The following is a 26,930-nucleotide window of genomic DNA, read 5'->3' on the forward strand; positions in this document are numbered from 1 at the left end:
CAAAAGCGCGGATCAGTTCAGGGCAAGGTGTGGCGAGAAGGTGAAGGCAAACAGCACGCTGCGCCGACGCTTGAGCACCGTGTCGCTCGGCCACGCACGACGCAGGGCCTGGAGTGCAGGCTGGCGAGCAGGTGGGAGGGACGGGTTACGGCGCATTGCTTTGACTACGCAGGTTGGAGAAAAGAGGCGGCACTCTAGGCTAACGGTGGTCGGGCCGTCAATCGTCAGGGGGCCGCCGCACGACCTATTCCGGCCGGTCCTGTGCTCGGCAAGGCGGCTCCTTGTAGGAGCGGCCTTGCGTCGCGATTGGGCTGCGCAGCAGCCCCTTACAGGCTCAACGCTTGCCGGTAGACGGCAGGAACACTGCCAACAACCCGAACAACGGCAGGAACGAGCACACGCCATACACGTACTCGATACCGCGCAAGTCCGCGACATACCCCAGCAGCGCCGCGCCAATGCCGCCGAAGCCGAACATAAGCCCGAAGAAGATCCCGGCAATCATGCCCACGCTGCCCGGCACCAGCTCCTGCGCATACACCACGATGGCCGAAAACGCCGAGGCCAGGATGAAACCGATCACCACGCTCAGCACGGTGGTCCAGAACAGGTCGGCATACGGCAGCGCCAGGGTGAACGGTGTCACGCCGAGAATGGAGAACCAGATCACCGCCTTGCGCCCGATACGGTCACCGATCGGCCCGCCGAAGAAGGTACCGGCCGCCACCGCGCCCAGGAACAGGAACAGGTGCAGCTGCGAGCTGGCCACCGAGACGTCGAACTTTTCGATCAGGTAGAAGGTGAAGTAGCTCGTGAAGCTGGCCATGTAGAAGTACTTCGAGAACACCAACAGGCCCAGCACGATCAGCGCCGCGATCACCCGCTTGCGCGAGATGCCATGGGTGGCCTGCACCACCTTGCGGGCCTTGGCCTGGTTGAGGTGCTCCTTGTACCAGCTACGCAGCATCAGGGTCACGGCGAAGAAGAACAGCCCCGCCAGGCCAAACCAGGCCACGTGCGTTTGCCCGAACGGGATGACGATCGCCGCCGCCAGCAGTGGCCCCAGCGCCGAGCCGGTGTTGCCGCCTACCTGGAAGGTCGATTGGGCCAGACCAAAACGCCCGCCCGAGGCCAACCGCGCGATGCGCGAGGTTTCTGGGTGGAAGGTGGACGAACCAATGCCCACCAGCGCCGAGGCCAGCAGAATCATCGGGAAGCTGCCGACAAAAGCCAGCATCACGATCCCCACCAGCGTGCACAGGGTGCCCATCGGCAGCAGGTTGGGTGCGGGCCGGCGGTCGGTAAAGAAGCCGACCCAAGGCTGCAGCAGCGAGGCGGTTATCTGGAATGTCAGGGTGATCATGCCGATCTGGGCGAAGCTCAGGTCGTAGTTGGCCTTGAGCATCGGGTAGATCGCCGGCAGCACCGACTGGATCAGGTCATTGATCAAGTGCGCCAGGGCGCAGAAGCCGATGATGCGCATCACCAACGGGTTGGCAGGGTTCGCCGCTGCGCTGGTGGACGCCGTGGAGGTGCTACTGATGGCCATGTGCCTGAATCTCCGTCCGCAGGTTTGGGATCCGATTATCGGGAAACAAATAGATACATAGCTACCTTTTTTATCCCTCCGTCGAAACGTACTTGTAAATGGTTCTCAATATAATTAGCATCCTCGACTCATTCCCCTGTCATCGTTGGGCGAAACGGCCCCTATCGTGAGCAGACCGATCCCATGAGCCCGATGCCCGCCAAGCAACTCCAGCCCGACCCTCAGCAGGAAGCCCTGGAGTGGTTTTCCCGTTTGCGTCAGCCCGGCTGTGACGAAGGCGAACGCCAGGTGTTTGCCGCCTGGTGCCAGGCGCCGCAGAACGCCCAAGCCTACGCTGAACTGGAAACCTTCTGGCAACAGCTGCAACCGCCACCGGCACGGCCCCGACCGCGGCAGATAAACACGCGCCGCAGCCACCTGGGCAAATGGCTGGCGCTACTGTTTTTGCTGGTGCTGGGCGCTTTGGCCTACTTGTACTGGCCACTGATGCAACGCCTGGGCAGCGAACTGCACACCGACGTGGGCGAACGCCGTAGCCTGCGCCTGCCCGACGGCTCGACCCTGCACCTGGACAGCGCCAGCGCGATGAACGTCGACCTGCGTGGCCGTACCCGCCAGTTGCACCTGGTACAAGGCCAGGTCTATCTGGAGGTCCTGCTCGACGGCCGGGCCATGGAGGTAGAAGTGGGCGAGGCGCGCATCCAGGTATTTGGTACCCGCCTGCAAATCGCGCGCTATGCGCACCACGACGAGCTGGTGGTGCTCAGTGGCAAGGCCATGGTTGTGCAGGCCGGCGAGCAGCGCCTGGTCTCGGCGGGCGAACGGGTGAGCTTCGACGGCACACGGATCGACACTGTGCAAAAAACCGATCTGAAAACTGCCGACAGCTGGCGCAGCGGCCGCCTGCGCGCCACCGATATGCCGCTTGGGCAGGTGCTGGAACGCTTGGCCGGTTACCAGGGCGAACGCCTGTGGATACTCGACGATCACACCGCCCATCGGCGCGTGAGCGGCGATTTCAACCTCGACCGCCCTGCCGAAAGCCTCGCCGCACTGGCCAACGCCCAGCAATTGCAGCTGCACAGCATGCTCGGGCACTGGCTGATCGTTCGCTGAAGGCGGGCCTGGCGGCTAAGTTTTTGAAAGCGTGCAAATTTTTTTTGAAATGAGTGTTGACAGAGGGGCATCACAAGGGAATAATGCGCGCCATTGGCTACATAGCTCAGTTGGTTAGAGCATAGCATTCATAATGCTGGGGTCCGGGGTTCAAGTCCCTGTGTAGCCACCAAACATGATAAAGGGCTTACCGAAAGGTAGGCCCTTTTTCTTTGCCTGCAAAAAAGTTGCGGCGTCTCCGGCAACTGGCGGGCAACCCTCTTCCCGCTACCGATCCGCAGCTCGGCCAACGCCTAACCCAGTGCGATGCGCTAAACCCACACAGCTGTAAGCAACGCTAGCACTGCCACCAAGGCCAGCATTTTCATTGCCAGAGCCGTACGCGCGGCAGGCGCATGCTCGTGCAAATAGGTCTGGGTTTCCTGCATGCGCTTAAAGGCTTCGATGTGCTCTTCGTCTTGGGCCAGCCAGACACGAAAAGCCTTGCGCTCGCGGCCACTGGGCTGGCCATCGAGGCGCGCCAGCCATTCGACGGCTTCGTGTAGGATTTCGGGGCTCATAGCGGCGACCCGTTGAGGCATTGGCGCAACCACACCCGCAGCCACTGGTGACAGCCCCTGCACCAGTCATCCAGGCAGTCTGCGGCGGGAAATGGAGGTATTTTCATCGCGAGGCTTCGCAAATGGGAATGATTCTATTCTAAATCGCCACTACCCGACATGCAATCACCGGCTTAACGTAGGGTGGTATCGATCGCCGCCGATGCATGAATAGAAGAGGGTTGAAATTCAGTTCCACGTATAAACTTCCCCTTGCGAATGAGAATAGCATTAGCGTTATTCAGAGTTTGTTTCATCCTAACGTATTGCTGCGTAGTAACATCAGGATACAAATGTGAAAAATCATACTTCTTCCTTTTATCAAATTTAGGCAGACCAACCCAAATCTTAAACATTTCATCCGTAATCACATTGGACCTCATCAAATCCTTATACGACTTACTGGCCTCGATATCACGAAACGATACAAAAACTTCACCATGCTTTTTGGTCATTACTCGATTATAGTCTCTCAAATTGGGACCTGTGCTCACTGTATGTGCATACTCAGTGCCCACCGTATATGCATACTCAATAACCGTTTTACTTATTTCAAGTAAATGCTCAGGCCCATTTTCACTGAGAAAGGCGTGGCTTTGCGCGATTTTAGGTCTTTTCGGACTCAACATATGCCCGGTTGGATCTGAATTATTTACAGGGTCGCCATTACAATAGGCGTAGGCGTTTAATCCGCCTATGGAAAACGGACTCAAGGAGTCCGGACTAGAAAAGCGCATCAAGCCGTTAATGAAAAGACGATAGCCATTACCCAGTAGATAGCCTGCTGGTAGGCGTGCCCTTGCTTCACCTGTGAAGCCTAAAGTGGCGTGCAGGTTTGCTTCCAAGCCATAAACGGTATACAGCCCCGCACGTCTTTTTTCAGATGAAAATTCAAGGAGCACTGAACGTTGTTCATCGCACGCCAACAACGTAGTCCGTGGAGCCTTACCACTTGATTTCAACGCCGTTAACATAACATTTGAACTCATTACTTCACCCTCGCAGCGACATATAAGAGTGGGCGCTCCCTGACCTTGACCCTTTACTACTGCTCAATTGCCTGTCAAAAGATTCTGTCTGATGCAATCACATCGCTACAACTGGCAGAAATACCAGGTGCCCTCCTAACCCTGTCAACGCACACTCGCCATTACAACTGCCAGACCAAGGCCGATCAGCGCCAGGCCAATCACTCGGTCCATCATGACTTGCCGCTCGATCATCGCCTTGCGCAATGCCGTGCTGGAGAAGAACACCGCCACCAGGCTGAACCACACCCAATGGGCAAACGACATGAACGCGCCGTAAGCGAAGTCCAGCGCCAGCGGGCTGCCCGGCTGCACCACCTGGGTGTAGGCGCTGATGACGAAGAGCATGGTCTTGGGGTTCAGGGCATTGGTTAAAAACCCCGTGCGCAGTGCCGCCCACAGGCTGGCGCCGGTGTCTTGGCCGATGCCGTCGAGGCGGATGCGCGTGGTGTTGGTCAGCGATTTGTAGCCGAGGTAGATCAGGTACCCAGCACCGACGACCTTCATGAACAGGAACAGGGATGGGCTCTGGCTGATGATCACGGCGATGCCCAGCACCGTATACAGCACATGCACCTGCACGCCCAAGGCGATCCCCACGGCAGCCGCCAGTCCGGCTTTACGGCCCTGTGCATAACTGCTGCGGGTGACCATCGCGAAGTCGGCCCCCGGGCTGATGACGGCAAGGATGGTAAACAGGGCTACGGCGATGAGTTCGGTCATTGGCGGGTCTCGATTGGCGATGAAAATGCACAGACGCGCCGATTATCCTGGGCTTATGGGCCGCTAAAAATCGATTTATAGTGGCGGATATTCGATAGTTTTTCTCACAGAGGTGCAGTGCTTGTACTGGCCTCTTCGCGGGCAAGCCCGCTCCTACAGGTGCTGTGCACACTTCATGAGTGCGCGATCCTTGTGGGAGCGGGCTTGCCCGCGAAGAGGCCGGAACAGGCACCACAAAACCATGAAACTGCCCCCTCTCAACGCCTTCCGCTACTTCGACATTGCCGCCGAAACCGAAAGCTTCGTGCGCGCCGCCGAGCGCCTGCATGTCACCCACGGCGCGGTCAGCCGGCAGGTACGGCTGCTTGAGGAAAGCCTCGGTATCGAACTGTTCGAACGCCGCAACCGGGCCATCTTCCTCACCGCCGCCGGCCGTGCGCTGCATGGCACCACCCAGGCCATGTTCGAACAGCTCGAAGGCGCCGTGCAGTGCCTGCAACAGCAGGAGCTCGACAACGTGCTGGTGCTTTCCTGCGAGCCCACCATCGCCATGCGCTGGCTGATCCCGCGCCTGCCGCGCTTCCACAGCGCCCACCCCGACCTGCAACTGCATCTGGTAGCCGCCGGTGGGCCGCTGGACTTCGCGCGCAGCGGCGTCGACCTGGCGCTGCGCCGCGATGACTTCCACTGGGACCGCCAACTGCATCACCGCAAGATCTGCGACGAATGGATCGGCCCAGTCTGCCGCCCCGGCGACGCCACCGGCCTGGACGGCCAGCGCTTGCTGCACAGCCGCACCCGGCCCAGCGCATGGCCCACCTGGCTGCGCTTGAGCGAACGACGGGCCGGGCACACCGAGCGCAGCGACTATGAGCATTTCTATTTGTCGATCCAGGCCGCCAGTGCGGGCCTGGGCCTGGCCATGGGGTCAGCCTTGATGGTGCGCGACGAGCTCGACAGCGGCCAACTGCAGGCCCCTTTCGGCTTCTTGCGCGACGGCTCTGCCTACCACCTGCTCAGCCCGCAGCCACTGGACGAGGGCGGCAAGCGCCAGCGCTTCGCCGAATGGGTGATCGACGAATGCCAGGCCTGCCTGGCTCACTTGGGTTTGATACAGAACGACGACCCGGCGCTGCCATCGCCACCCCAGGTGCGGTAGCCGGCCGTGTCGACATGGATACGACCTGACGGGTAGCGGCCCAGGCCCATGTTCCAGGCTTGGCCATGCTGTTGCCAGAAACGGCACAACGGGTTGGGGTCGGCCCAGGCCGGCAACAGCATATCGACGGCGAAGGCGCGGGTGTGGGCGCTGTTGGCGGCGCCACCGGCGCAGACGTTCAGGCGCGGATCACGGTAGGCTGAAACCACCTCGAACTGGCGCAGGATGCCTTGATTGCCGAGGGTTTTGAGCAGCGACAGCGTCGAGCGCACCGCAGGCCATTGGCTGGCCGGCGGCACCGCAAACGGCGACGCCCGGCACAGCTTCCAGTCCGAGGCCGAGCGAAGCAGTTGGTGAATAGGCACCACCCCGTACAAGCGGGCGTCTACCAGCATCTCGCGGAACGGGCGAGTCTGATGATCGCCAGCCCATTGGGCGAACATCCACACGTCGCGGTCATCGGCCTGCGCCGCATTGACCGCCCACATCCCCGCCACCAGCAGCAGCCACTTCGTCCCTGTCATCCCTGTTCCCCTGCTATGCGATATCACGCACTCTGTTTCAATTCATGTAAGCAGAAACGCAGGGCAACACACTTTCTTGGCATTTACGCCACGCGGTTTTTGCATTCTCGGCCATCATGAGCCCACTATTCAGCCCCGTACGCGATTATTCAGTTCGTCGGCTGTTGGGGTGAAAAAACCGGCCTAGCGCCTAATGCTGTTCACTTAAGTTATCCATCGCCTGTATTGGGGCCGCTTTGCGGCCCATCGCGGCACAAGGCCGCTCCCACAATGTTCGCGCATGCCCTGTAAATAGGGCATAACGCGGTCGGTGTGGGAGCGGCCTTGTGCCGCGATGGGCCGCAGAGCGGCCCCGGCATTCTTAAGTGAACAGCATTAGGCCTAGCGCCGGTTTTTTCGTTTTCAGGGTAATGAAAACCTTGCGTACTGCCTGCTTTCCATCAATTTCCAGATCCGTCCCAACAAAGAAGAAACCGGCAATCAAGCCTGATTACGGGTAGCTACGTGCGGCCTTCTACTCCAACGCCCGCAACCGATACTGCGGCGGCAGTTGGGCGAACCCGCTGATGGTGGTGTCCAGGCTCTTCCAACGCCCGTCCTTGATGCCGTAGATGCAGCCATGCACCGACAGCTCCTGCCCACGGTGCCAGGCGTTCTGCACGATGCTGGTGTGGGCCACGTTGGCGACCTGCTGGATCACGTTCAGCTCGCACAGGCGATCGACCTGCGCCTCTTCGGTTTCAAGCTTGGCCAGCTCACCGCGCTTTTCGTAGTACAAGTCGCGAATCGAACGCAGCCAGCCGTCGATCAAGCCTAGCTGGCGGTCCTGCATGGCGGCGCGCACGCCGCCGCAGCCGTAGTGGCCGGTGACCAGGATGTGTTTGACCTTGAGCACTTCGACGGCGTACTGGATCACCGACAGGCAGTTAAGGTCGGTGTGCAGCACGACGTTGGCGACATTGCGGTGGACGAACAGGTCGCCGGGCAGCATGCCGACGATCTCGTTGGCCGGTACCCGCGCATCGGAGCAGCCGATCCAGAGGAATTCCGGGGTTTGCTGACGGGCCAGTTTGGCGAAGAAATCGGGGTCACGCTGGGTGATGGCATCGGCCCAGCGCGCATTGTTGTCGATCAGTTCCTGCAGGTCGTGCATGGTCTTGCCTCATCAGGTTGTACCTGTGTGACTGGACCTGCGCCTGAGGGGTCACGCCTCGAACAGGGTGCAGGCCATCACCAGGGCATCTTCACGGCCACCTGCGACCGGGTAGTAGTCGCGGCGGCGGCCGATTTCGTTGAACCCGTAGCTCGTACAACCGATAGGCCGACTGGTTGCTGGCACGCACCTCGAGGAAGCACTCACGCTTCGTCCAGGCGTGCCTGAATGAACCCCTGGACAAAATCGCGTGCAGCGTCCTGGCCTTGGTCCATAAACGATAGATCGACAGATCTCAATCGACGCCACCTATTTGCTTTCTATCTGACAGCTTCATGACCGGATCGCAGGGCGAGAATGAACCTACATGGTTAGACCTGCCTTGCAGCATCTAGAATCTGTAAAGATTATCGCTTAGCTGATCTGCGAATCCAACTAACAATTCCACTCACACCGTGATAAACGTAATCCCTCACCTCGACAACTCTCACTGTCCTTCCATATTTATTGTATAACGCTTCTCTCGCTTCCTCCGCTGCCTGAGAATGGAGCATATCTAAATAATCTAGCGCGATAGTTCTATTGTCTGGAACATTACTATCATTAGAAAACAACTCGAGTTGAGAATGCTCAATTCGATCTTTCATTCTGGCTTTAACCAGCCCCCTGTTGACATCAGCCTGCGGTTTTTGAATGAGACCTCCTTCTTGCTTCAAGCGCTTTGACCCCCCAGCCTCTACGGGTGACGCAGCACGCTTAAGCGAAGGATGATTCCCCTCAGAGCGAGGGCTAATCTTGGTAGTAATCCTTGGAAAATACTGTACCTGACCCCTTCTAAATAAACCCTCTGAATAATATTTACCCGCCCCTTTGAGCGTTGTGGGTGCAGTGGGTGCAGTGGGTGCTGTAAGCGACGCCAAATCAAAGCGACTTGATGAGTTCACATAGTAGATCATGTGGCCACTAGGGTCCGTACGATTCACTGGGTCACCCCCGCAGTAAACATACGCATTCACACCTCCTCTACCAAACGGACTGAATTCATCAGGCGAGTTGAAGCGATGGGTAACAACGTCAAAAAAACGATAACCGTTCCCAAGAAAGTAACCGATTGGCAACAATGACTGCATCTGGCCTGTGAAGCCTATCAGCGACTCCATACCCCTCTGGAAGCCATAAGGTGAATAGGCTACCGATTTAGACCCTGTACCGGACTCACCTATCACAGAGCCCATGCCATCCGAAGCAAGCATCATCGTTTGCTGAAGATCATTGGCAACCTTTCGCTCGACAAGCCGCATACCCGCAGCCTGGATCAACGAACTGCAACGGCCCTCCTGCCAAACAGTGCGTACTGCATCCCCTTCATAAAAAAACCAAGCACCCGTGAAAGTCTTCATGGTCGTAATACTCAGAATTCCCATCCCAATGATTCAGAACGCGAAGCCCTTTGTATACTGGTAAAAATGCCAGGAGCGTTTCTGGGGTAACTCGGAAGCCGAGCGCAGCAACGGGTGAATCGGCACCACGCCATAGTAGGCGCTAGAGGGCTGGCAGCCAGCGCATCAGCAAATGGACCGCACCTTCACTCTTCGAACAACGTACAAGCCATCACCAGCGCATCCTCGCGCCCGCCTGCCATGGGGTAGTAATCCCGCCGGCGGCCGATCTCGTTGAAGCCATAGCGCTCATACAACCGATAGGCCGACTGGTTGCTGGCGCGCACCTCGAGGAAGCACTCCCGGCCATTGAGCTGATACGCGCGCGCCATCAGGTGCTCGAGCAGACGCAGGCCCAGGCCACACCCCTGGTTCTCGGGTTTGACGGTGATGTTGAGCAGGTGCGCCTCGTCGATGATCACGTTGATCACGCCGTGGCCGACCTGCTGCTGGCCATCGAACATCAGCCACACTTCGTAGGACTTGAGCGCATCCTGAAAGATTCCGCGGGTCCAGGGGTGACTGAACGCGGCATATTCGATCTTAAGCACGGCATCCAGATCCGCCTCGGTCATCGGGCGGAAACTGATCGATTCACTCATTCAACGCTCTTCCAGCGCGCCATCAGCTGGCGCATGGCTTTCCAGACGTCCGCCTTGCGCTGCGGCTCGTCCATCAACAGTTCAAGGCCCGGCAAGGCCCAGGCGTCGCCCAGGCCCTCGAGCTTCAGTACTTGGTAGTAGGTGTGCGCATCGGCATTGCCGGCGAAGCGCAGCGCGGGCAGGCCGATCAGCCACAAGCAGTTGCACGGTGCTTCTTCCAGGCGCGCCTGGATGAACCCCTGGACAAAATCGCGTGCTGCGTCCGGGCCCTGGTCCATGTTGCCGCGCACCAGCAACGGCCAGCGGACCGGCTCGCCGATGATCTGCGGGGCGTCGGGCAGGCCGGCGGCGCGCAGCATGTCCTTGAGCAGCAGGTAGGACGGGTCGCGGCTCTGGAAGGGCTGGCCGGTGGCCAGTTCCACCAACAGCAGGCAACTGCCGGCACGCAGCAACTGCAGCGAGAAACGTGGCGGCGGCACCGGGGCCGGGCGCGGTGCGGGTGCTTCTGGTTCCGCTTCGGCGGGCTTGGCGGCGGGCTTGGCGGTGCTGCCAGGGCGCGGAATTTCGATTTTCGGGCGTTCGCCAGAGCGTGCCTGAGGGGCGGCTGGCGCCGGCTGGTTGGCCGCCGGTGCAGGCCTGACCTCGAAGTCGATGTCTTCGACCGGCGCCACCGGCAACAACAGTTCGGGCCGCGACGGTGCGGCGAACGGCAGTTCGGCGCGCGGCAGCCAGTGCACCACTTGCATGGCGGAGAGGTAGGCGCGGCGACGGGGTTCGGTCAGCACGGGGCGGGTATCCGGAGGGTTGAAACAATCGGGCATTCTAACGCGTAAGCCTTGGGTTTTGCAGTGTTGTTGAGACCGAGCGCCGCCCGCGCGGCGCTTCGCGGGACAAGTCGGACCGCCGCACCGCCGCTCCCACATTTGTTTCGGGCCAATCATGCCTGTGCCATTGGCGCGCGTACCCCTTGGTGCACGACACGATATCGAAAGGGACAAACAAGGGGCCGCGCGCTAATAGATCAGGATTGATTGGCCCGAAACAAATGTGGGAGCGGCGGTGCGGCGGTCCGACTTGCCCCGCGAAGCGCCGCGCGGGCGGCGCTCGATCTCACAGGCGCCAAAGCGCTCCCGCCATACCCCTGAAAAACCAAGGGACATCTCTCATTACAGACCAAGGGGTGAAATCCTCCCCCCTGGATGCAGTACAATCGCCCCCTTTTTCTTGGCAACGAGTCGAAGCCAATGATCGAACCCAAGCGCGTCCTGCGCGCCCTAGCCGAACACTGGGCCCTGATCGAGCCACTGTGCGAACGTTTCGACCAGGGCACCCTGAGCCTGGTCGAACTGCGCCAGCATGTGGCCCGCCAGCAGGTCGAAAGCACCCCGCAGGACATCACCCAGCTGCTCGACGTGTGGATCCGCCTGGATATCCTGGTCCCGGTGGCCAAAAGCCCGAACCGCTTCGAGCTCAACGCCCAGATCCACGACTTCCTCGCCTACCTGCGCCGTGAACACCGCTTGGGCCTGTGCCTGGAGATCGAAGCCTACCTGCGCCACCTGGAGCGCCTAGCCGGGCATATCCAGGACGCCTTCGACAACCGCGACAGCGACGACTTGGCGCGCCAGCTGCGCCTGCTCGACATGCGCGTGCGCGATGTGCTCAAAAAGCTCGACAACGACGAGCAGGCACTGGTGGCCGTGGCAGAACGGGCCAAGACCAGCAACCGGCAGATCCCGCTGCGCCAGCGCTACGCCGAAGTCCTCGCAACCTGGGACGAATACGTCGAGCCGATGATCCAGCTGGTCAACGCCGACGGCGCCTTCGAACAAGGCGTGCGCAAGGTCGAGACCGTGCTGCTGCGCCTGCTGGGCGAACAGGCGCGCCTCGGCCACCTGGTCGACGACGACATGCTGCTGCGCACCCACGCGCGCATTCTGGAAATGCAAACCAGCGCCCAGCTGACCCTGCGCCACGCCCGTGAATTGCTGCTGCCCCTGCGCGAAGAAGCGCGCCGGCACAACGCCGTAACCCGTGGCGCTGCGTTGGCCCTGTCGGTGATCCGCCGCAAGGGCATCGATGCCGTGCCGCAAGCGGCCATGCCGATGTTCACTCGGCCGCAGAGCACCTTCCTCGGCAGTGCCAGCCAGGTCGAGGCTTATGTTTACGCCCTGGCCCGTTTCGAGCCCAAGCCTGCGCGCTTCCCCAAGGCGCACAAGACCGACAAGGACCCGCTGCCGCGCGCGCCACGTACGGTCAAGGAAATGCTTGAACGCTGCGAACAGGCCCTGCCGCTGCCCGACCTGATGATCTGGCTGCTGGACCAGGAGCCCGAAGGCGCCACCGACGAACTGCTGTACTGGTTCTCGCGCCTGTCCCGAGAAAAGCGCTTCAAGCGCGAGCGCCTCGAGCGCCGCGACTACACCACCCACGAACACCTGGTCAGCCTGCGCTCGTTCGCCCTGACGTCCAGCCGTGAAGACGTCGCCCGAACGACTGCCGAATCCAACGCGAGCCCAGCCAATGCATCTTGATCTTTCCGAACTGTCCCAGCTCGCGCCGATCTTCCGCGAGCTGTTCAAAGGTTTCCACGTCAGCCGCCGTGACCCGGAACTGTACGCTCAGCTGTCGAACTTCCAGGACCAGTACCGCACCCTGTTCAAGGCCTTGGGCTTCGAGCTGGTGTGCGACACCCGTGGCTTCTATTACTTCGTGCCCGAGCTTGCCGCCGCGCAGGTCAACAAGACCGCCCAGCGCCTGTCGTTGTTCACCTTCATCCTGGTCGAGCACCTGGCCGACCAGGGCCGCGACCCGATGGCCGTGCTCGACGGCGGCAGCATCGGCCGCGACGAGCTGCCCTCGCTGCTGGACAAGTACCGCGACCTGTTCCTGCAGGCCGAGGTGCAAACCGTTGAAGAGCTCGAAGAGAAAATCCTCCGGCGCATGACCCAGCTCGGCTTCGCCCATGAGGAAGGCGGCATCTACCGCTTCCTGCCGCCGATGCACCGCTTCCTCGATGTGTGCCTGTCGGTCCAGCAGGACCGCGACCTGGCTGCCACCCTGCACAGCGACCTGCCCTTGCCGACACCGGTACTGGTCGAGGAAGAAAGCCCGGAACAACTCAACCGCACCGACGACCCACTCGACCTGTCGCCGTTCGAAGGCGACGAGAGCGAAGAGGACGCCCTGGCCCGGGCCATCCGCGAAGAGCAACAGGAGATTGACGCATGAGCCAGGAACGCTACGGCATCCGCCGCTTTGCATTGCTCAACACCGCCGGTTACAGCCTCGGCCTGTTCCCGCTGGAACACCCGCTGTCGGTGTACGGCGCCAACAACCTGGGTAAATCGGCGTCGATCAACGCCCTGCAAGTTCCCGATTTTGGCGCGCATGTCTGACATGAGCTTCGGCAAGTACAGCCTGGAGCAGTCGCGTCGTTTCTACTTCGCCAGCGATACCTCGTACATTCTCTGCGAACTCAACCTGCCCCATGGCCCGCACGTGATCGGTGTGGTCGGCCGCGGCCCGGGTGGCGGTTTCGGCCACCAGTTCTTCGCCTACAAAGGCGAGCTGGACCTGGCCCACTACCAGAAGAACGACACCTGCCTGCGCCAGAAGGAGCTGTTCACCAACCTGGAGCGCCTGGGCCTGAAGGCCTACGAGCTCAAGCCCGATGAACTGCGCCGGCTGCTGGTCGGCGGCCACACCTCGGTGCCGCTGGACCTGACCATGATCCCGCTGCGCTCGACCAGCGAGCAAAGCCTGAAAACCTTCCGCGCGCTGTTCATCAACCTGCTGCACATGCGCGAAATCACTGCCGCCAAGCTCAAGCAGCTGTTCCTCGATGCCTTCGAGCACAGCCTGCGCTCGGGCAGCGTCGACTACATCGCAGCCTGTGAAGAAGCCTTCCGCGACGTGCGCCGCATGGAGCAGGACTACAACGCCCTGGTCGCCGCCGGCCCACTGGTTGAAGCCCTGGCCGGTGGCGTGGCCCAACGCGACATCCTGCGCGGCAAGCTGCACCGCCTTTCGCCGCTGCTCGACAACCTGCTGGGCACCTGGCAGGAATACGCCATGGCGCGCAAGGAAGAGCTGGTCATCCAGTCCGAGCACTACCGCGGCGAACAGGACCGGTTGCAGAACGACCAACGTGGCGGTACCCAGGAGCTGATGCGCCTGGAACGTGAAATCACCGGCATCCAGCGCTGGCTTGGCGAGTTGTCAGTGCTCAAGCACCGCTTCGCCCTGGTCGATGACGTCAAGGTGCTGGAGCAGCAGTTGCTGGCCGCCAAAGACGCCCACGACGAACTGGCCGGCGCCCTGGCCCAATCGCGGCAGTTCTCGGCCGAAGACCTGGACGAGCGCGTACGCGACCTGGAAAAACGCCTCAAGCAGGTCCGCCAGCAGCTCGACCACGCCGACAACAACAGCTACGCCCGCCTGCGCGAAGAATTCTCGCAGCAGGATGTCGACCGCCTCATGCGCCTGTTCAACGGCGCCCTGTTCAGCCTGCCGCTGGGCGAGCGCGGTATCGAATTGGACGACAGCGACCTGTGGGTAAAGTCGCTGGAAGCCGTGCTCGACGGGTTCAAGGGCGAGCGTTTCGAAGCGCCCGGCCTGTCCATCGACCTGTCGCACATCGACCCACCGGCCCTGCAGGCCCTGGCCGACCGCGCCGCCCTTCGCGACCAGAAAGAGCGCCTGGAAAAAGAACTCAAGCAGCTCAAGACCCAGCATGCCGTAGCCGCCGACCGCTCCGCCTCCAAGGCGCAGACCGAAACCCTGTACCAAGCGGTACTGGACGCGCAAAAAGCCCTGGAAGACTTCCGCCGCAGCGAAACCCTGGCCGCCGAAGAGCCCGAGAAACTGGAGCAGCTGTCGCAACTGGAAGCCGCCCAGGACGAGCTCAAGCGCTCCAGCGACGCCTTCACCGAACGCGTCCAGCAACTGTCGGCCAAGCTGCAACTGGTCGGCCGGCAGATCGGCGACCTCGAGTCCAAGCAACGCACCCTGGAAGACGCCCTGCGCCGCCGCCAGCTGTTGCCGGCCGACCTGCCCTACGGCACGCCGTTCATGGAGGCGATCGACGACTCGATGGACAACCTGCTGCCGATGCTCAATGACTACCAGGACAGCTGGCAGGGCCTGCAGCGGGTGGATAACCAGATCGAAGCGCTGTACGCCCAGGTGCGCCTCAAGGGCGTGGCCAAGTTCGACAGCGAAGACGACATGGAGCGCCGCCTGCAACTGCTGGTCAACGCCTATGCGCACCGCACCGACGAGGCCCTGACCCTGGCCAAGGCACGCCGCGCGGCCGTCACCGACATCGCCCGGACCCTGCGCAACATCCGCAGCGACTACGACAGCCTCGAGCACCAGCTGGCCCTGTTCAACCGCGAGATCAACAAGCGCCAGGTGTCCAACCTGGAGAGCTTCCGCGTGGTGCTGGCGCCGAACAAAGAGGCGCTCAAGCACATCGACCAGATCATCCACAGCGCCGGCCAGTACGAGGAAGGCGAGACCCTGTCGGTGTTCGACCTGACCCAAAGCTCGGACCAGGACCACAAGAACGAAGAAGCCAAGGAGTACCTGGCACGGCTGGTGGCGGCCAACCACAACCAGTTGGGCCTCAAGGACCTGTTCGAACTGGCGTTCGAGATCACCAAGGTCAATGGCCAGCCGGTGATCCACGCCGACATCGACGGCGCCGCGTCCAACGGCACCACCATGACCATCAAGGCGCTGACCAACATGTACTTGTTGCTGCACCTGATGGACCGCGACCTGGCCGGGCGCATTCGCTTGCCGTACTACCTCGACGAGGCGGCAGACATCGACGAACGCAACCAGGCGGCACTGCTGGAGACCAGCTTGCAGCTGGGCTTCGTGCCGATTCTGGCGAGTGTGAAGCCGCAGGTGTCGGCCAAGGTGGCGATCGACCTGGAAGGTGGCAGCGGGCCGAATGGCATCTACATCGACGAGGCGGACTGGAAGTTCATCAGCCGGCTGGATGAGGTGAAGGCGGATGTGCGCGAGGATCAGGCTGAGGCGTTGGCCTGATTGTTGTGAACGGGGGCCGCTTTGCGGCCCTTTCGCAGCACAAGGCTGCTCCTACAAGGGGACGCAGCTCAGATCTCTGTAGGAGCAGCCTTGTGCTGCGAATGGAGGCCAAAGGCCTCCCCGCATCTACCAGGCTATCAGTGAGCCCAAGGCAAGATCGGAATCGCCGTCACCGCATTCTGCGGGCTGCCTTCGATCATGCGGTCGCTGTACACCAGGTACACCAGGGTATTGCGCTTCTTGTCGAGAAAACGCACCACCTGCATGGTTTTGAACACCAACGAGGTGCGTTCCTTGAACACTTCCTCGCCATCTTTCAACTCACCCTTGAAGTTGATCGGCCCCACCTGACGGCAGGCAATCGACGCCTCCGCCCGGTCCTCGGCCAGGCCCAAGCCACCCTTCACGCCGCCGGTCTTGGCCCGCGACAGGTAACAGGTCACGCCCTCGACCTTGGGGTCATCGAATGCCTCGACCACGATGCGGTCGTTCGGCCCGACGAACTTGAACACGGTCGACACCTGGCCGACCTCCTCGGCACCGGCCAGCATCGGCAACGCCAACGCTGCCACGGCGATCATCCTTTTCAACATGCCCACGCCCTCAAACCAGAACCAGGTTGTCACGGTGCACCAGCTCAGGCTCCGCGCTGTAGCCCAGGATGCTTTCGATGGCATCGGACGGCTGGCCAATGATTTTTTGCGCCTCAAGGGCGCTGTAGTTGGCCAAACCGCGGGCCACTTCCAGGCCATCAGGGCCGACGCACACCACCATCTCGCCACGACGGAAACTGCCCTGCACGGTCTTCACGCCCACCGGCAGCAGGCTCTTGTTGGCCTGGCGCAGCGCCTGCACGGCACCGGCGTCCAGCACCAGCGTGCCGCGGGTTTGCAGGTGCCCGGCCAGCCACTGCTTGCGCGCTGCAAGCATGCCGCGCTCAGGCGATAGCAAAGTCCCCAGGCGCTCGCCCGTCTTGAGGCGGTCGAGCACGCGCTCGATACGGCCACCGATGATGATGGTGTGGGCACCGGAACGTGCCGCCAGGCGCGCCGCGCGCAGCTTGGTCTGCATGCCGCCACGGCCCAGGGCACCGCCGGTGCCACCGGCCACGGCGTCGAGCGACGGGTCGTCGGCGCGAGCTTCGTAGATCAGCTGGGCTTCGGGGTTGTTGCGCGGGTCGGCGTCGAACATGCCGTCACGGTCGGTGAGAATCACCAGCAGGTCGGCTTCCACCAGGTTGGCCACCAGCGCGGCCAAGGTGTCGTTGTCGCCGAAGCGGATCTCGTCGGTGACCACGGTGTCGTTCTCGTTGATCACCGGCACCACGCCCAAGTCGACCAGCGTGCGCAGGGTGCTGCGGGCGTTGAGGTAACGCTTGCGGTCAGACAGGTCGTCATGGGTCAGCAGAATTTGCGCGGTGTGCTTGCCGTGCTCGCCGAAGCTCGACTCCCAGGCCTGCACCAGGCGCATCTGGCCGATCGACGCGGCCGCCTGCAGCTCGTTCATCGCGCTCGGTCGCGAGGTCCAGCCCAACTGGCTCATGCCAGCTGCCACGGCCCCCGAAGAGACCAGCACCAACTCCACGCCCGCTTCACGCAGCGCGACCATCTGCTCGACCCAAACGGCCATTGCGCCGCGATCGAGGCCCTTGCCATCGGCGGTCAACAGAGCACTGCCAATCTTCACGACCCAGCGCTTGGCGCCCGTCACCTTGCTTCGCATCTTCTTCCAACCTATGTCGAATCTGTAGAGACCGTAGATACAAAAACGCCGCTCCAGAGAGCGGCGTTTAGTGTACTGCAACCGGTCAGTCGCGCACGTAAATGATTTCTGGGCCGTCTTCGTCGTCCTCGAAATCATCATCCCAACCGTCATCGTCGCCGATGTCGTGGACGCTCTTGACGCCAGTGCGACGCAGGGTGCGGGCGTCGTCCAGGGCCTGCAGCTGAGCACGGGCTTCGTCTTCGATGCGCTGATCGAGGTCGGCCAGCTCTTCGGCGTAGGCCGGGTCGTTGGCCAGGCGATCGGCGCGGTCTTCGAGGTAGCGCATCAGGTCGTGGCTGAGCTTGTCGGTGCCCTGCTTGGAGATCGCCGAGATCACGTAGACCGGGCCTTCCCACTGCAGACGCTCGACCACTTCCTTGACGCGCTCGTCGCGCTCGTCTTCCATGACCATGTCGGCCTTGTTCAGCACCAGCCAGCGCTCACGCTCGGCCAGCGACGGGCTGAAGCGGGTCAGCTCGTTGACGATCACTTCGGCGGCATCGGCCGGGCTGCTTTCGTCCAGCGGCGCCATGTCGACCAGGTGCAGCAGCACACGGGTACGTGCCAAGTGCTTGAGGAAGCGGATACCCAGGCCGGCACCGTCGGAAGCGCCTTCGATCAGGCCAGGGATGTCGGCGATGACGAAGCTCTTCCAGCGGTCGACGCTGACCACACCCAGGTTCGGCACCAGGGTAGTGAACGGGTAGTCGGCGACTTTCGGCTTGGCGGCCGACACCGAACGGATGAAGGTGCTCTTGCCAGCGTTCGGCAGGCCGAGCAGGCCGACGTCGGCCAGTACCTTCATTTCCATTTTCAAGTCGCGCTGATCACCCGGCTTGCCTGGGGTGGTCTGGCGCGGCGCACGGTTGGTGCTGGACTTGAAACGGGTGTTGCCCAGGCCGTGCCAGCCGCCTTGGGCGACCATCAGTTTCTGGCCAGGGGTGATCAGGTCACCGATCACTTCCTGGGTGGTGGCGTCGATCACCGTGGTGCCGACCGGCACGCGCAGGAACAGGTCTTCACCCTTCTTGCCGGTGCAGTCGGTGCTGCCACCGTTGGCGCCACGCTGGGCCTCGTGGTGACGGGTGTAGCGGTAGTCGACCAGGGTGTTGAGGTTTTCGTCGGCGACCATGTAGACCGAACCGCCGTCACCGCCATCACCCCCGTTAGGGCCACCGTTTTCGATGAATTTTTCGCGACGGAAGCTCATGCAACCGTTACCGCCGTCACCGGCTTTGACTCGAATCGATACTTCGTCAACAAACTTCATTAAAACCGCCTCTCGTCGGCAGACGAGCTGAATACTTAAAAAACCTGAGGCTCTTGCAAAAATGAGCGCGGCGGCCCCGTACGACCGTAGAAACCCACGCCGGCAGCCCATACAAACAGCTTTGCAAGAGGCTCACCACAAACGAAAAAGCCCCGTCGCATGACGGGGCTTCTGGAGCGACGTCGCGATTAAGCGGCGACGATGCTCACGTAACGGCGGTTGAACTCGCCTTTCTTCTCGAACTTGATCACGCCTTCGATCTTGGCGAACAGGGTGTGATCCTTGCCCATGCCAACGCCGTAACCGGCGTGGAACTGGGTGCCGCGCTGACGGACGATGATGTTGCCGGCCTTGACGACCTGGCTGCCATACATCTTCACGCCAAGGCGTTTCGATTCTGAGTCGCGACCGTTACGGGTACTACCACCAGCCTTCTTGTGAGCCATGGTTCAATTCTCCAAATAAATTCAGGGGATCTAGGGGATTAAGCCTGGATGCCGGTGATTTTGATCTCGGTGAACCACTGGCGGTGGCCCATACGCTTCATGTGGTGCTTACGGCGACGGAACTTGATGATGCGGACTTTATCGTGACGGCCTTGCGAAACGACTTCTGCAACAACTTTAGCGCCAGCGACGACTGGTGCGCCGATGGTGACTTCTTCACCGTTGGCAACCAGCAGAACGCGATCGAAAGTCACGGATTCGCCAGTGGCGACTTCCAGTTTTTCGATCTTGAGGAATTCACCTTCAGCGACTTTGTACTGCTTGCCGCCGGTAACGATTACTGCGTAAGACATGGTATTTCTCCGATAATCCTGCTCACCCAGCGCTTTATATATTGAGTATTGGCTGGCATGGCTGCATGGGGCTGGAACGGCCCGGTGCAATTGCGTAAGGCAGGTGCTGCCCAGGAAGTTAGGGTGCGCGATTGTACGCAACCCCGGTTTTGCTTGCAAGTACCGCCCCGGTGGCGCTGGCACCGCGCCTTGACACACCGGGACCCGCGACCTAGCATGCCGCGCAACGTCAATGGAGCAGCCGATGCAACCCCAAACCTTCTACCGCGCGGTGGCTGATGATTTCAGCGCCGTCGACGAGATCATCAAGAAGCAGCTGACCTCGCGCGTGCCGCTGGTATCGAAGATCGGCGACTATATCACGTCGGCCGGTGGCAAGCGCCTGCGTCCCCTGCTGGTCCTGCTCTGCGGCAAGGCCCTGGGCCGCGAAGGCGACGACCTGCGCCTGCTGGCAGCGACCATCGAATTCCTGCACACCGCCACCCTGCTGCACGACGACGTCGTCGACATGTCGGGCATGCGCCGTGGCCGTTCCACCGCCAATGCGCTGTGGGGCAACGCGCCAAGCGTGCTGGTAGGTGACTTCCTTTATTCGCGCTCGTTCGAAATGATGGTCGAACTGGGTTCGATGCCGGTCATGCAGATCCTCTCCAAGGCCACCCGCGTCATCGCCGAGGGTGAAGTGCTGCAGCTGTCGCGTGTTCGCGATGCCAGCACCACGGAAGAGGTGTACATGGAGGTTATCCGCGGCAAGACCGCCATGCTGTTCGAAGCCTCGACCCACAGCGCCGCCGCGCTGGCCGGCGCCAGCGAAGCACAGCGCGAGGCCCTGCGCACCTTTGGTGACCACCTGGGCGTGGCCTTCCAGCTGGTCGACGACCTGCTGGACTACAAAGGCGATTCGCAGACCCTCGGCAAAAACGTCGGTGACGACCTGGCCGAAGGCAAGCCGACCCTGCCGCTGATCTACACCATGCGCGAAGGCACGCCTGAACAGGCTGCACTGGTGCGCAAGGCCATCCAGAAGGGCGGCCTGGAAGACCTCGAGCAGATCCGCGTAGCGGTCGAAGCCTCGGGCGCGCTGGACTACACCGCGCAGATGGCACGCGACTACGTGGCCAAGGCCATCGAGTGCCTGGAAGTGCTGCCGGCCAGCGAGTATCGCGATGCATTGATCGAGCTGAGTGAGTTTGCGGTAGCGCGTACGCACTAAGACAGCGTCGCCCTCTTCGCGGGACAAGCCCGCTCCCACAGGTACACCACTGCCCTTGAGCTGGGTGGAGAACCTGTGGGAGCACAGGTACACCACTGCCCTTGAGCTGGGTGGAGAACCTGTGGGAGCGGGCTTGTCCCGCGAATGCTTTTGTACGGACAAAAACACTTCCCGCTTAAAACCTTATACAATATGGGCCTTTAACCGCCTGTCTGTTTAAGGAACCGAAGTGAGCACTCTGCCGCCCTGCCCCAAATGCAATTCCGAATACACCTATGAGGATGGCAGCCAGCTGATCTGCCCCGAATGCGCCCACGAGTGGTCGGCCAACGGAGAAGCCGAAGCCGCCAGCGATGACGTGGTGAAGAAGGATTCGGTCGGCAACGTCCTGCAGGACGGCGATACCGTCACCGTGATCAAGGACCTCAAGGTCAAGGGCTCGTCCCTGGTGGTGAAGGTCGGCACCAAGGTCAAAAATATCCGCCTGTGCGACGGCGACCACGACATCGACTGCAAGATCGACGGCATCGGCGCCATGAAGCTGAAGTCCGAGTTCGTACGCAAGGTCTGACAACGCTGTGCGACGGGGCTGCCTTTCAGGCGGCCCTGACAGATCCTGCAACAGGGTCACTGCACCATCCGGCAAAAATACGCCAATAGCCCCTTGCTATTTTGATAATAAGAATTATTCTCATTGGAATTGCTGTCCAAGGAGAATAGCCATGACTTATCTGATCGACGCCTGGCTCGAACGCCCTCACCCTTACCTGCGCATCCTGCATCGCGAGACTGGCGAAGTCTGTGCTGTGCTTGAAGAAGAAGCGCTCGATGAACTGCGAGACCAGGGCGACCTGGACATGAGCGGGCTGAATTCGAGTGAGCCTGGGGTGCTCAAGGAGCTGGTGCGGAATTTGTTTCTGTTTTGCTATGCGCGGGCGTTGCGCCCTGGGGGGACAGACTGGAATTGATGTTTGCAGGCCCGGCCTCTTCGCGGGGCAAGCCCGCTCCCACAAAGACCTCTCTGCTCATCTTGAGTATCTCTGTGGGAGCGGGCTTGCCCCGCGAATGGGCCGCAATGCGGCCCCAGCGGTCTTACAGAACGTCGAGCAGCTCGACGTCGAACACCAGGACGCTGTGCGGCGGGATGCTGCCAACGCCTTGGGCGCCGTAGGCCAGCTCGCTCGGCACGTACAGGCGCCATTTGCTGCCAGCGTTCATCAGCTGCAGGGCTTCGGTCCAGCCAGCGATCACGCCGCCAACCGGGAATTCAGCCGGCTGGCCACGGTCGTACGAGCTGTCGAACACGGTGCCGTCGATCAGGGTGCCGTGGTAGTGAGTACGCACGTTGCTTTCGCGGGTCGGCTTGGCGCCTTCACCTGCGGTCAGCACTTCGAACTGCAGGCCCGAAGCCAGGGTGGTGATGCCTTCGCGCTTGGCGTTTTCGGCGAGGAATGCCTTGCCAGCGCCAGCAGCGGCTTCAGCCTTGGCTGCAGCTTCGGCTTGCATGATGTCGCGGATGACTTTGAAGCTGGCCGACAGGTCGGCTTCGCTGACGCGGCTGTCGGCGCCGTTGAAGGCGTCGGTCAGGCCAGCCAGGATGGCATCCAGGCTGACGCCTGGTGGCGGGTTGTCACGCAGTTGACCACCCAGCTGACGGCCGATGCCGTAGCTGACGCGGGTTTCGTCGGTAGACAGGTTGAGTTCGGACATTGTCGTGCTCCACTGCAGGGCGCAGTGCAGCCGCGCCCTTGATGAAAAGGGCGAGCAGCCTAGCACACTGGGGCGCCGCGAGCAGCTACCAGGCCGAACGCTGGGAAATCGGCAATTTCAGGTCTTCTTCCGGGTGTGTGCCCATGCCACACATTTCGTCCTGCACAGACCAGTGCAACAGGTTCAGCGAGAGCAATGGAAGGTCCTTGAGCAGGCTCCGTGCCTCTTCCACGGAGTGCACGCGCAAGCGCTGCCCACGGCTGTCGGAAAGCGGATGCGCACGGCCCTTGACCCGGGCCTCAAGCAGATAATCGCCACCTTCGATGGCAATCAGGTTGAGTTCGTCGACATGGCCAACCCTGGCCTCGGTATTGAGCTGATGCAGGTTCATGAGAGCACCTCGCAGCGGGAACCGCGTGAGTGCTCATTTTTTGTACAAGGTTTGCGAATACACAAGGTAAAACTGACGCCACTGGTCAGTTTTACCCTCAAGCCGCGTGGGCTCAGTGCTTGGTGAGCTTGTCCAGGTAGCCCATGCAGAAGGCCGACACCACGAAGGTCATGTGGATGATCACGTACCACATCAGGTAGTCGGTGGAGATGTTCTGGGCATCCATGAACACCCGCAGCAGGTGAATGGAGGAAATGGCCACGATCGACGCAGCAACTTTCATCTTCAGCGACGAAGAGTCCATTTTGCCGAGCCAGTTGAGCTTTTCTTTGCTGTCGTCGATGTCCAGTTGCGAGACGAAGTTCTCGTAGCCGGAAATCATCACCATCACCAGCAGGCCGCCCACCAGCGACATGTCGATCAACGATAGGATCACCAGGATCAGGTCAGCTTCGCTCAAGGCAAAAACGTTGGGCAGGACGTGGACGACTTCCTGGAAGAATTTCAGCGCCAGGGCCAGCAGGCCGAGCGACAGGCCGAAGTAGATAGGGGCGAGCAGCCAGCGCGAGGCATACATCGCGTTTTCGAGAATACGTTCCATGGAGGGTAAGGGACTCGTCAGGTGACTAAAAAAGCGACGGCGAGTATAGCCAGCCACCTGTTGCAGCAAAAGCTGAATCGAGTTGGCCCATTCGCAGCACAAGGCTGCCCCTACCGGTAGGAGCAGCCTTGTGCTGCGAATGGCCGCAAAGCGGCCCCAGTTCACTCAGCTTTCAGGATGAAACTGATAATCCCCCAGGTTGCGGCAACGCTCGCCATTGATGCGACGCAACTGCGCTTGCAGGTGCAGGCACCAGATCTGCGGGTCTTCGGTCACTTGGTAGCCATGCAGCGTAAGGCTGTCGACGATGGCATTGAGCACCGATTCGGCAACCAATGGCCCGTGGAACGGCCCCTGAGCCTTGATGGCCGAGGGTTGCTCACCGGCCATGCCGGCGGCGAACAGCAGCGTCCACATGCCGTTGTCACCGGCGAGTGGGCGAATGCTGCATTCAATGCGGGTCACCAGGCCCAGGCACTGGCGAGTAAGGCTGAGGTTGCGCATGGCCGCGTCCCCTCCAATGAGCCCTGTTCAGCCTGAAACCCTCAGGCTGTTTCCATCCTGAACCCTGATTGCTCCCTAAGTTCCAGCATAGAAGAACAACACAGAAAGTTGGAAAACCGGCGCTGAACGGTAGCACATCGCCGCCAGCGCCGATTTATTGACTCAGGCGGGTTTAGCCTGCGCAATCATCTCTTCCAGGCGTTCCTTTTCCGCCTCTTTGATGTCTTCTTCGCTGATCATTTCGGCGATTTCCCGCAGGCGCTCCACCACGCGGGCATTGACGCTGCCCTCGGTGAACTCGCCCTTGTCATCCGCCACACCGGCCTCCTCGCCTACCAGCAGGCTCAGCGCCTCGTCAGCCTGGCTGACCGCGTAAACGTGGAACTGCCCGGCTTCGACCGCCTGCAGCACGCGCTCGTCGAGCATCAGGGTGGCCACGTTGGCCCGTGGAATGATCACCCCTTGGTCGCCGGTCAGGCCGCGCGCATCGCAGAGCCGGAAGAAGCCCTCGATCTTCTCGTTGACCCCGCCCACCGCCTGCACTTCACCGAACTGGTTGATTGAGCCAGTGATGGCAAAGCATTGCTTGAGCGGCGTGCGCGACAAGGCCGAGATCAGTGTGCAGACCTCACCCAGCGAGGCGCTGTCACCGTCGACGTAGCCGTAGGACTGCTCCAGGGCGATGCTCGCCGAGATGGCCAGCGGGAACTCCTGGGCGTAGCGACTGCCCAGGTAGCCGGTCAGAATCATCACCCCTTTGGAGTGGATCGGCTGGCCCAGGTTGACCTCACGCTCGATGTCGACAATGCCGCTGCCACCGGGGTAAACGCTGGCAGAGATACGCGCCGGCATGCCGAACGCCGAATCGCCCACTTCCAGCACCGTCAGGCCGTTGCACTTGCCGATGGCCGCGCCTTCAGTGTCGATCAGGATGATGCCGGCGAGCATGTCGTCCAGCACCCGCTGCGACACACGCCCGGTACGGGTGGCCTTGGCCTTGAGTGCGCGTTCGATGTGGCCGGCATCGGTCATCTCGTCGCTGGCCAGTTGGCGGATGAAGTCGGCCTCGCTGACCAGCTGGAACAGGTCACCGATGCGCGCCGACAGCCGCGACTGGTTTTCTGCCAGCCGGGCACTGTAGGTGGCCAGGCGCGCCACGGCGTCGCTGGTCAGCGGCGCCATGCCTTCTTCGTTGGTGCGGGTACGCAAGAGCTGGGCGAACTGCTCCAGGTTCTCGTCGACCATGGGCATGTCTTCGTCGAAGTCCACCAGCACCCGGAACATTTCCTGGAAGTCCGGATCATGGTCCTGCAGCGCGTAGTAAAGCTGGCGCGAGCCGATGATCACCAGCTTGACGTTGAGCGGGATCATCTGTGGCGTCAGGCTGACGCTCGCCACCCGGCCCAGTTCACCCAGCGGCGACTCCATCTTCAACTTGCGTGACTGCAGCGCACGCTTGAGCGCATCCCAGACGAAGGGCTCGCCAAGCATCTTCTCGGCTTCAAGAATCAGGAAGCCGCCGTTGGCCCGGTGCAAGGCGCCTGGGCGCAATTGGCGATAGGAGGTGTACAGCGCGCCTTGGTCGGTGCTGTATTCGATCCGGCCGAACAGGTTGTCGTAGGTCGGGTGCGGCTCGAACACCACTGGCGCGCCGCCATCGTGGTGATGGCCGACCACCAGGCTTGGGGCGTATTGCTCTTCGAGCATCTTGCGCGCCACGGCGTCGGTCTTGCTGTCATCGACCAACTGCTCGACCACGGTGCGCAGCAGGTTCAGTTGCACCGACTGCAGGTAGGCGCACACCGCAGCGTTCTCGGCGTACTTTTCAGACAGCGGCGCCAGCAGCGGCTGCAGGGACAGGGTGATGGTTTCTTCGTTGAGCTGACGCAGCTGGTTGTTCGACTCACGCTTCCACTGCGGCAGGCTGGCCAGTTCTTCGTTGAGGCGCTCCTCGAGCAGGGCGATGTCCTCGTGGAACTGCTCGCGCACCGCTTCAGGCAGCTGTGCGAACTCAGCTTCGTCCAGCGCCTTGCCTTCGGCCATCGGGGTGAAGGCAACGTTGCTGGCGTCGCGGTACAGGGCCACGTCTTTTTCCAGCGACGCCCGCTCGATCACATCCAGGGCGCGGTCGTAGCGCTGGTTGAAGGCGCGGTCGATGGCGCCCTTCTTCTGCTGGTACGACGGGTGTTCGAACACTGCCGGGAAGGTCGACAACAGGTTGTCGATCAGCCCCCCCATGTCGGCGATGAATTCACCGGCACTGCCCGAGGGCAGCTCCAGGGCACGCGGCTCGCGGGTTTCCTCGAAGTGGTTGACGTAAACCCAGTCGGCTGGGGTGTGCTGGCGCTTGCCCTCGGCCTTGAGGTAGCGCTTGACGAACGAGAAACGGCCCGTGCCGGGCTCGCCCATCACATACACGTTGTAACCAGGGCGAGGCATGGCCACGCCGAATTGCAGGGCCTCGACTGCTCGCTCCTGGCCCAGAACGCCTCGAAACGGCTCCAGATCGTCGGTATGGGTAAAAGCAAACTGCTCGGGGGAAAAACGCCGGGTCAGGGCTTCAGGCGCAAGACGCAGGCGCGCAGCGACAGGATCGGGCATTGGGTTTCCTTACTTCGGCGGGGCGGATACGGAGCATTCTGGCGCTGCCCGCGCGCGCCTTGCAAGGCTCACCGGGACTTTATGTCGCAGTCGCGATAACGCAGGCCTCCAGGCAAATTTTTCGC

General features: G+C 61.4%; 27 protein-coding genes, 1 tRNA gene and 2 pseudogenes. 9 read left to right on the plus strand and 21 right to left on the minus strand.

Features of this window, described 5'->3' with window-relative positions; all coding sequences use genetic code 11:
* Nucleotides 1-12: 12 nt before the first annotated feature.
* Entirely contained in the window at nucleotides 13-156 is a 144-nt protein-coding gene (locus tag AB7M33_RS05255) for a hypothetical protein (protein WP_238217442.1), read from the minus strand.
* Nucleotides 157-334: 178 nt separating this feature from the next.
* Nucleotides 335-1,549 (minus strand): MFS transporter, encoded by a 1,215-nt coding sequence (locus AB7M33_RS05260; RefSeq protein ID WP_085274122.1) that lies wholly within the window; start codon nucleotides 1,547-1,549, stop codon nucleotides 335-337.
* A gap of 192 nt (nucleotides 1,550-1,741) precedes the next feature.
* Between AB7M33_RS05260 and AB7M33_RS05265 the strand changes: the two genes are divergently transcribed.
* Entirely contained in the window at nucleotides 1,742-2,665 is a 924-nt protein-coding gene (locus tag AB7M33_RS05265; RefSeq protein ID WP_454244200.1) for a FecR family protein, read from the plus strand.
* A 95-nt stretch (nucleotides 2,666-2,760) separates the two neighbouring features.
* A tRNA-Met gene (locus AB7M33_RS05270) sits at nucleotides 2,761-2,837 on the plus strand.
* Between the two features lie 139 nt (nucleotides 2,838-2,976).
* Here the strand turns inward: AB7M33_RS05270 and AB7M33_RS05275 are convergent.
* The 3 genes from AB7M33_RS05275 to AB7M33_RS05285 form a co-directional block, all read right to left on the minus strand.
* Nucleotides 2,977-3,225, minus strand: a complete 249-nt coding sequence (locus tag AB7M33_RS05275; protein ID WP_265969006.1) for a FecR/PupR family sigma factor regulator — start codon at nucleotides 3,223-3,225, stop codon at nucleotides 2,977-2,979.
* Between the two features lie 173 nt (nucleotides 3,226-3,398).
* Nucleotides 3,399-4,253, minus strand: a complete 855-nt coding sequence (locus AB7M33_RS05280; protein ID WP_454242534.1) for an RHS repeat-associated core domain-containing protein — start codon at nucleotides 4,251-4,253, stop codon at nucleotides 3,399-3,401.
* Between the two features lie 144 nt (nucleotides 4,254-4,397).
* Nucleotides 4,398-5,015, minus strand: a complete 618-nt coding sequence (locus tag AB7M33_RS05285) for a LysE family translocator (RefSeq protein ID WP_252826652.1) — start codon at nucleotides 5,013-5,015, stop codon at nucleotides 4,398-4,400.
* Between the two features lie 241 nt (nucleotides 5,016-5,256).
* On the opposite strand from AB7M33_RS05285, the gene AB7M33_RS05290 reads away from it, so the two are divergent.
* Nucleotides 5,257-6,174, plus strand: coding sequence for a LysR substrate-binding domain-containing protein (locus AB7M33_RS05290; protein ID WP_454242535.1), 918 nt, complete (start codon nucleotides 5,257-5,259; stop codon nucleotides 6,172-6,174).
* Here AB7M33_RS05290 and AB7M33_RS05295 read toward each other — a convergent pair.
* The 6 genes and pseudogenes from AB7M33_RS05295 to AB7M33_RS05320 form a co-directional block, all read right to left on the minus strand.
* Nucleotides 6,114-6,698 (minus strand): D-Ala-D-Ala carboxypeptidase family metallohydrolase, encoded by a 585-nt coding sequence (locus AB7M33_RS05295; protein WP_454242536.1) that lies wholly within the window; start codon nucleotides 6,696-6,698, stop codon nucleotides 6,114-6,116. The two genes, AB7M33_RS05290 and AB7M33_RS05295, sit on opposite strands and share 61 nt — an antisense overlap.
* 514 nt (nucleotides 6,699-7,212) lie before the next feature.
* The gene (gene can / locus AB7M33_RS05300; protein WP_033701363.1) at nucleotides 7,213-7,851 is read right to left on the minus strand and encodes a carbonate dehydratase; all 639 of its coding nucleotides are present in this window, start codon (nucleotides 7,849-7,851) and stop codon (nucleotides 7,213-7,215) included.
* A 51-nt stretch (nucleotides 7,852-7,902) separates the two neighbouring features.
* Nucleotides 7,903-8,059: pseudogene (locus tag AB7M33_RS05305) on the minus strand (ribosomal protein S18-alanine N-acetyltransferase); the annotation flags it as partial.
* Between the two features lie 199 nt (nucleotides 8,060-8,258).
* The gene (locus AB7M33_RS05310) at nucleotides 8,259-9,251 is read right to left on the minus strand and encodes an RHS repeat-associated core domain-containing protein (protein WP_454242537.1); all 993 of its coding nucleotides are present in this window, start codon (nucleotides 9,249-9,251) and stop codon (nucleotides 8,259-8,261) included.
* A 185-nt stretch (nucleotides 9,252-9,436) separates the two neighbouring features.
* Complete coding sequence (rimI, locus tag AB7M33_RS05315; protein ID WP_027594512.1) at nucleotides 9,437-9,892, minus strand: ribosomal protein S18-alanine N-acetyltransferase; 456 nt, start codon at nucleotides 9,890-9,892, stop codon at nucleotides 9,437-9,439.
* Nucleotides 9,889-10,677 (minus strand): energy transducer TonB, encoded by a 789-nt coding sequence (locus AB7M33_RS05320; protein WP_085274312.1) that lies wholly within the window; start codon nucleotides 10,675-10,677, stop codon nucleotides 9,889-9,891. Before AB7M33_RS05320 ends, rimI begins: the two co-directional genes overlap by 4 nt.
* 459 nt (nucleotides 10,678-11,136) lie before the next feature.
* On the opposite strand from AB7M33_RS05320, the gene mksB reads away from it, so the two are divergent.
* The 3 genes and pseudogenes from mksB to mksF all read left to right on the plus strand — a co-directional run bounded on the left by mksB (nucleotide 11,137) and on the right by mksF (nucleotide 15,952).
* A complete protein-coding gene (gene mksB, locus AB7M33_RS05325; protein ID WP_454242538.1) occupies nucleotides 11,137-12,426 on the plus strand; it encodes an Mks condensin complex protein MksB in 1,290 nt (429 codons plus the stop codon).
* The gene (mksE, locus tag AB7M33_RS05330) at nucleotides 12,416-13,123 is read left to right on the plus strand and encodes an Mks condensin complex protein MksE (protein ID WP_099428293.1); all 708 of its coding nucleotides are present in this window, start codon (nucleotides 12,416-12,418) and stop codon (nucleotides 13,121-13,123) included. Before mksB ends, mksE begins: the two co-directional genes overlap by 11 nt.
* Nucleotides 13,120-15,952: pseudogene (gene mksF, locus AB7M33_RS05335) on the plus strand (Mks condensin complex protein MksF). Before mksE ends, mksF begins: the two are co-directional and overlap by 4 nt.
* Before the next feature lie 137 nt (nucleotides 15,953-16,089).
* Here mksF and AB7M33_RS05340 read toward each other — a convergent pair.
* The 5 genes from AB7M33_RS05340 to rplU form a co-directional block, all read right to left on the minus strand.
* Nucleotides 16,090-16,545 carry a CreA family protein gene (locus AB7M33_RS05340; RefSeq protein ID WP_172960338.1) on the minus strand — a complete coding sequence of 152 codons (456 nt, stop codon included), beginning with the start codon at nucleotides 16,543-16,545 and terminating at the stop codon, nucleotides 16,090-16,092.
* Between the two features lie 10 nt (nucleotides 16,546-16,555).
* Nucleotides 16,556-17,674, minus strand: a complete 1,119-nt coding sequence (proB, locus tag AB7M33_RS05345; RefSeq protein WP_027594518.1) for a glutamate 5-kinase — start codon at nucleotides 17,672-17,674, stop codon at nucleotides 16,556-16,558.
* An 85-nt stretch (nucleotides 17,675-17,759) separates the two neighbouring features.
* Entirely contained in the window at nucleotides 17,760-18,986 is a 1,227-nt protein-coding gene (gene cgtA / locus AB7M33_RS05350; protein ID WP_027594519.1) for an Obg family GTPase CgtA, read from the minus strand.
* A 188-nt stretch (nucleotides 18,987-19,174) separates the two neighbouring features.
* Nucleotides 19,175-19,432 (minus strand): 50S ribosomal protein L27, encoded by a 258-nt coding sequence (rpmA, locus tag AB7M33_RS05355; RefSeq protein WP_008092023.1) that lies wholly within the window; start codon nucleotides 19,430-19,432, stop codon nucleotides 19,175-19,177.
* Nucleotides 19,433-19,470: 38 nt separating this feature from the next.
* Nucleotides 19,471-19,785, minus strand: a complete 315-nt coding sequence (rplU, locus tag AB7M33_RS05360; RefSeq protein WP_003247466.1) for a 50S ribosomal protein L21 — start codon at nucleotides 19,783-19,785, stop codon at nucleotides 19,471-19,473.
* Between the two features lie 244 nt (nucleotides 19,786-20,029).
* Between rplU and AB7M33_RS05365 the strand changes: the two genes are divergently transcribed.
* The 3 genes from AB7M33_RS05365 to AB7M33_RS05375 all read left to right on the plus strand — a co-directional run bounded on the left by AB7M33_RS05365 (nucleotide 20,030) and on the right by AB7M33_RS05375 (nucleotide 21,966).
* Nucleotides 20,030-20,998: a polyprenyl synthetase family protein gene (locus tag AB7M33_RS05365; protein WP_027594520.1), complete on the plus strand. Its 969-nt coding sequence runs from the start codon at nucleotides 20,030-20,032 to the stop codon at nucleotides 20,996-20,998.
* 229 nt (nucleotides 20,999-21,227) lie between these two features.
* Nucleotides 21,228-21,569 (plus strand): zinc ribbon domain-containing protein YjdM, encoded by a 342-nt coding sequence (locus AB7M33_RS05370; protein ID WP_027594521.1) that lies wholly within the window; start codon nucleotides 21,228-21,230, stop codon nucleotides 21,567-21,569.
* 151 nt (nucleotides 21,570-21,720) lie between these two features.
* Nucleotides 21,721-21,966, plus strand: coding sequence for a PA4570 family protein (locus AB7M33_RS05375; RefSeq protein WP_010951938.1), 246 nt, complete (start codon nucleotides 21,721-21,723; stop codon nucleotides 21,964-21,966).
* Between the two features lie 124 nt (nucleotides 21,967-22,090).
* Here the strand turns inward: AB7M33_RS05375 and AB7M33_RS05380 are convergent, their stop codons facing one another.
* The 5 genes from AB7M33_RS05380 to AB7M33_RS05400 form a co-directional block, all read right to left on the minus strand.
* The gene (locus AB7M33_RS05380) at nucleotides 22,091-22,708 is read right to left on the minus strand and encodes an FKBP-type peptidyl-prolyl cis-trans isomerase (protein ID WP_027594522.1); all 618 of its coding nucleotides are present in this window, start codon (nucleotides 22,706-22,708) and stop codon (nucleotides 22,091-22,093) included.
* An 85-nt stretch (nucleotides 22,709-22,793) separates the two neighbouring features.
* Nucleotides 22,794-23,099 (minus strand): DUF6482 family protein, encoded by a 306-nt coding sequence (locus AB7M33_RS05385; RefSeq protein ID WP_085274308.1) that lies wholly within the window; start codon nucleotides 23,097-23,099, stop codon nucleotides 22,794-22,796.
* A 112-nt stretch (nucleotides 23,100-23,211) separates the two neighbouring features.
* On the minus strand, nucleotides 23,212-23,700 hold the full coding sequence (locus tag AB7M33_RS05390; RefSeq protein ID WP_016501546.1) for a TIGR00645 family protein: 489 nt from the start codon (nucleotides 23,698-23,700) through the stop codon (nucleotides 23,212-23,214).
* Between the two features lie 165 nt (nucleotides 23,701-23,865).
* Entirely contained in the window at nucleotides 23,866-24,204 is a 339-nt protein-coding gene (locus tag AB7M33_RS05395) for a PA4575 family protein (RefSeq protein ID WP_027594524.1), read from the minus strand.
* Nucleotides 24,205-24,366: 162 nt separating this feature from the next.
* The gene (locus AB7M33_RS05400; RefSeq protein ID WP_027594525.1) at nucleotides 24,367-26,805 is read right to left on the minus strand and encodes a Lon protease family protein; all 2,439 of its coding nucleotides are present in this window, start codon (nucleotides 26,803-26,805) and stop codon (nucleotides 24,367-24,369) included.
* Between the last annotated feature and the right edge of the window lie 125 nt (nucleotides 26,806-26,930).

Source organism: Pseudomonas sp. Y3 TE3536 (assembly GCF_053629175.1).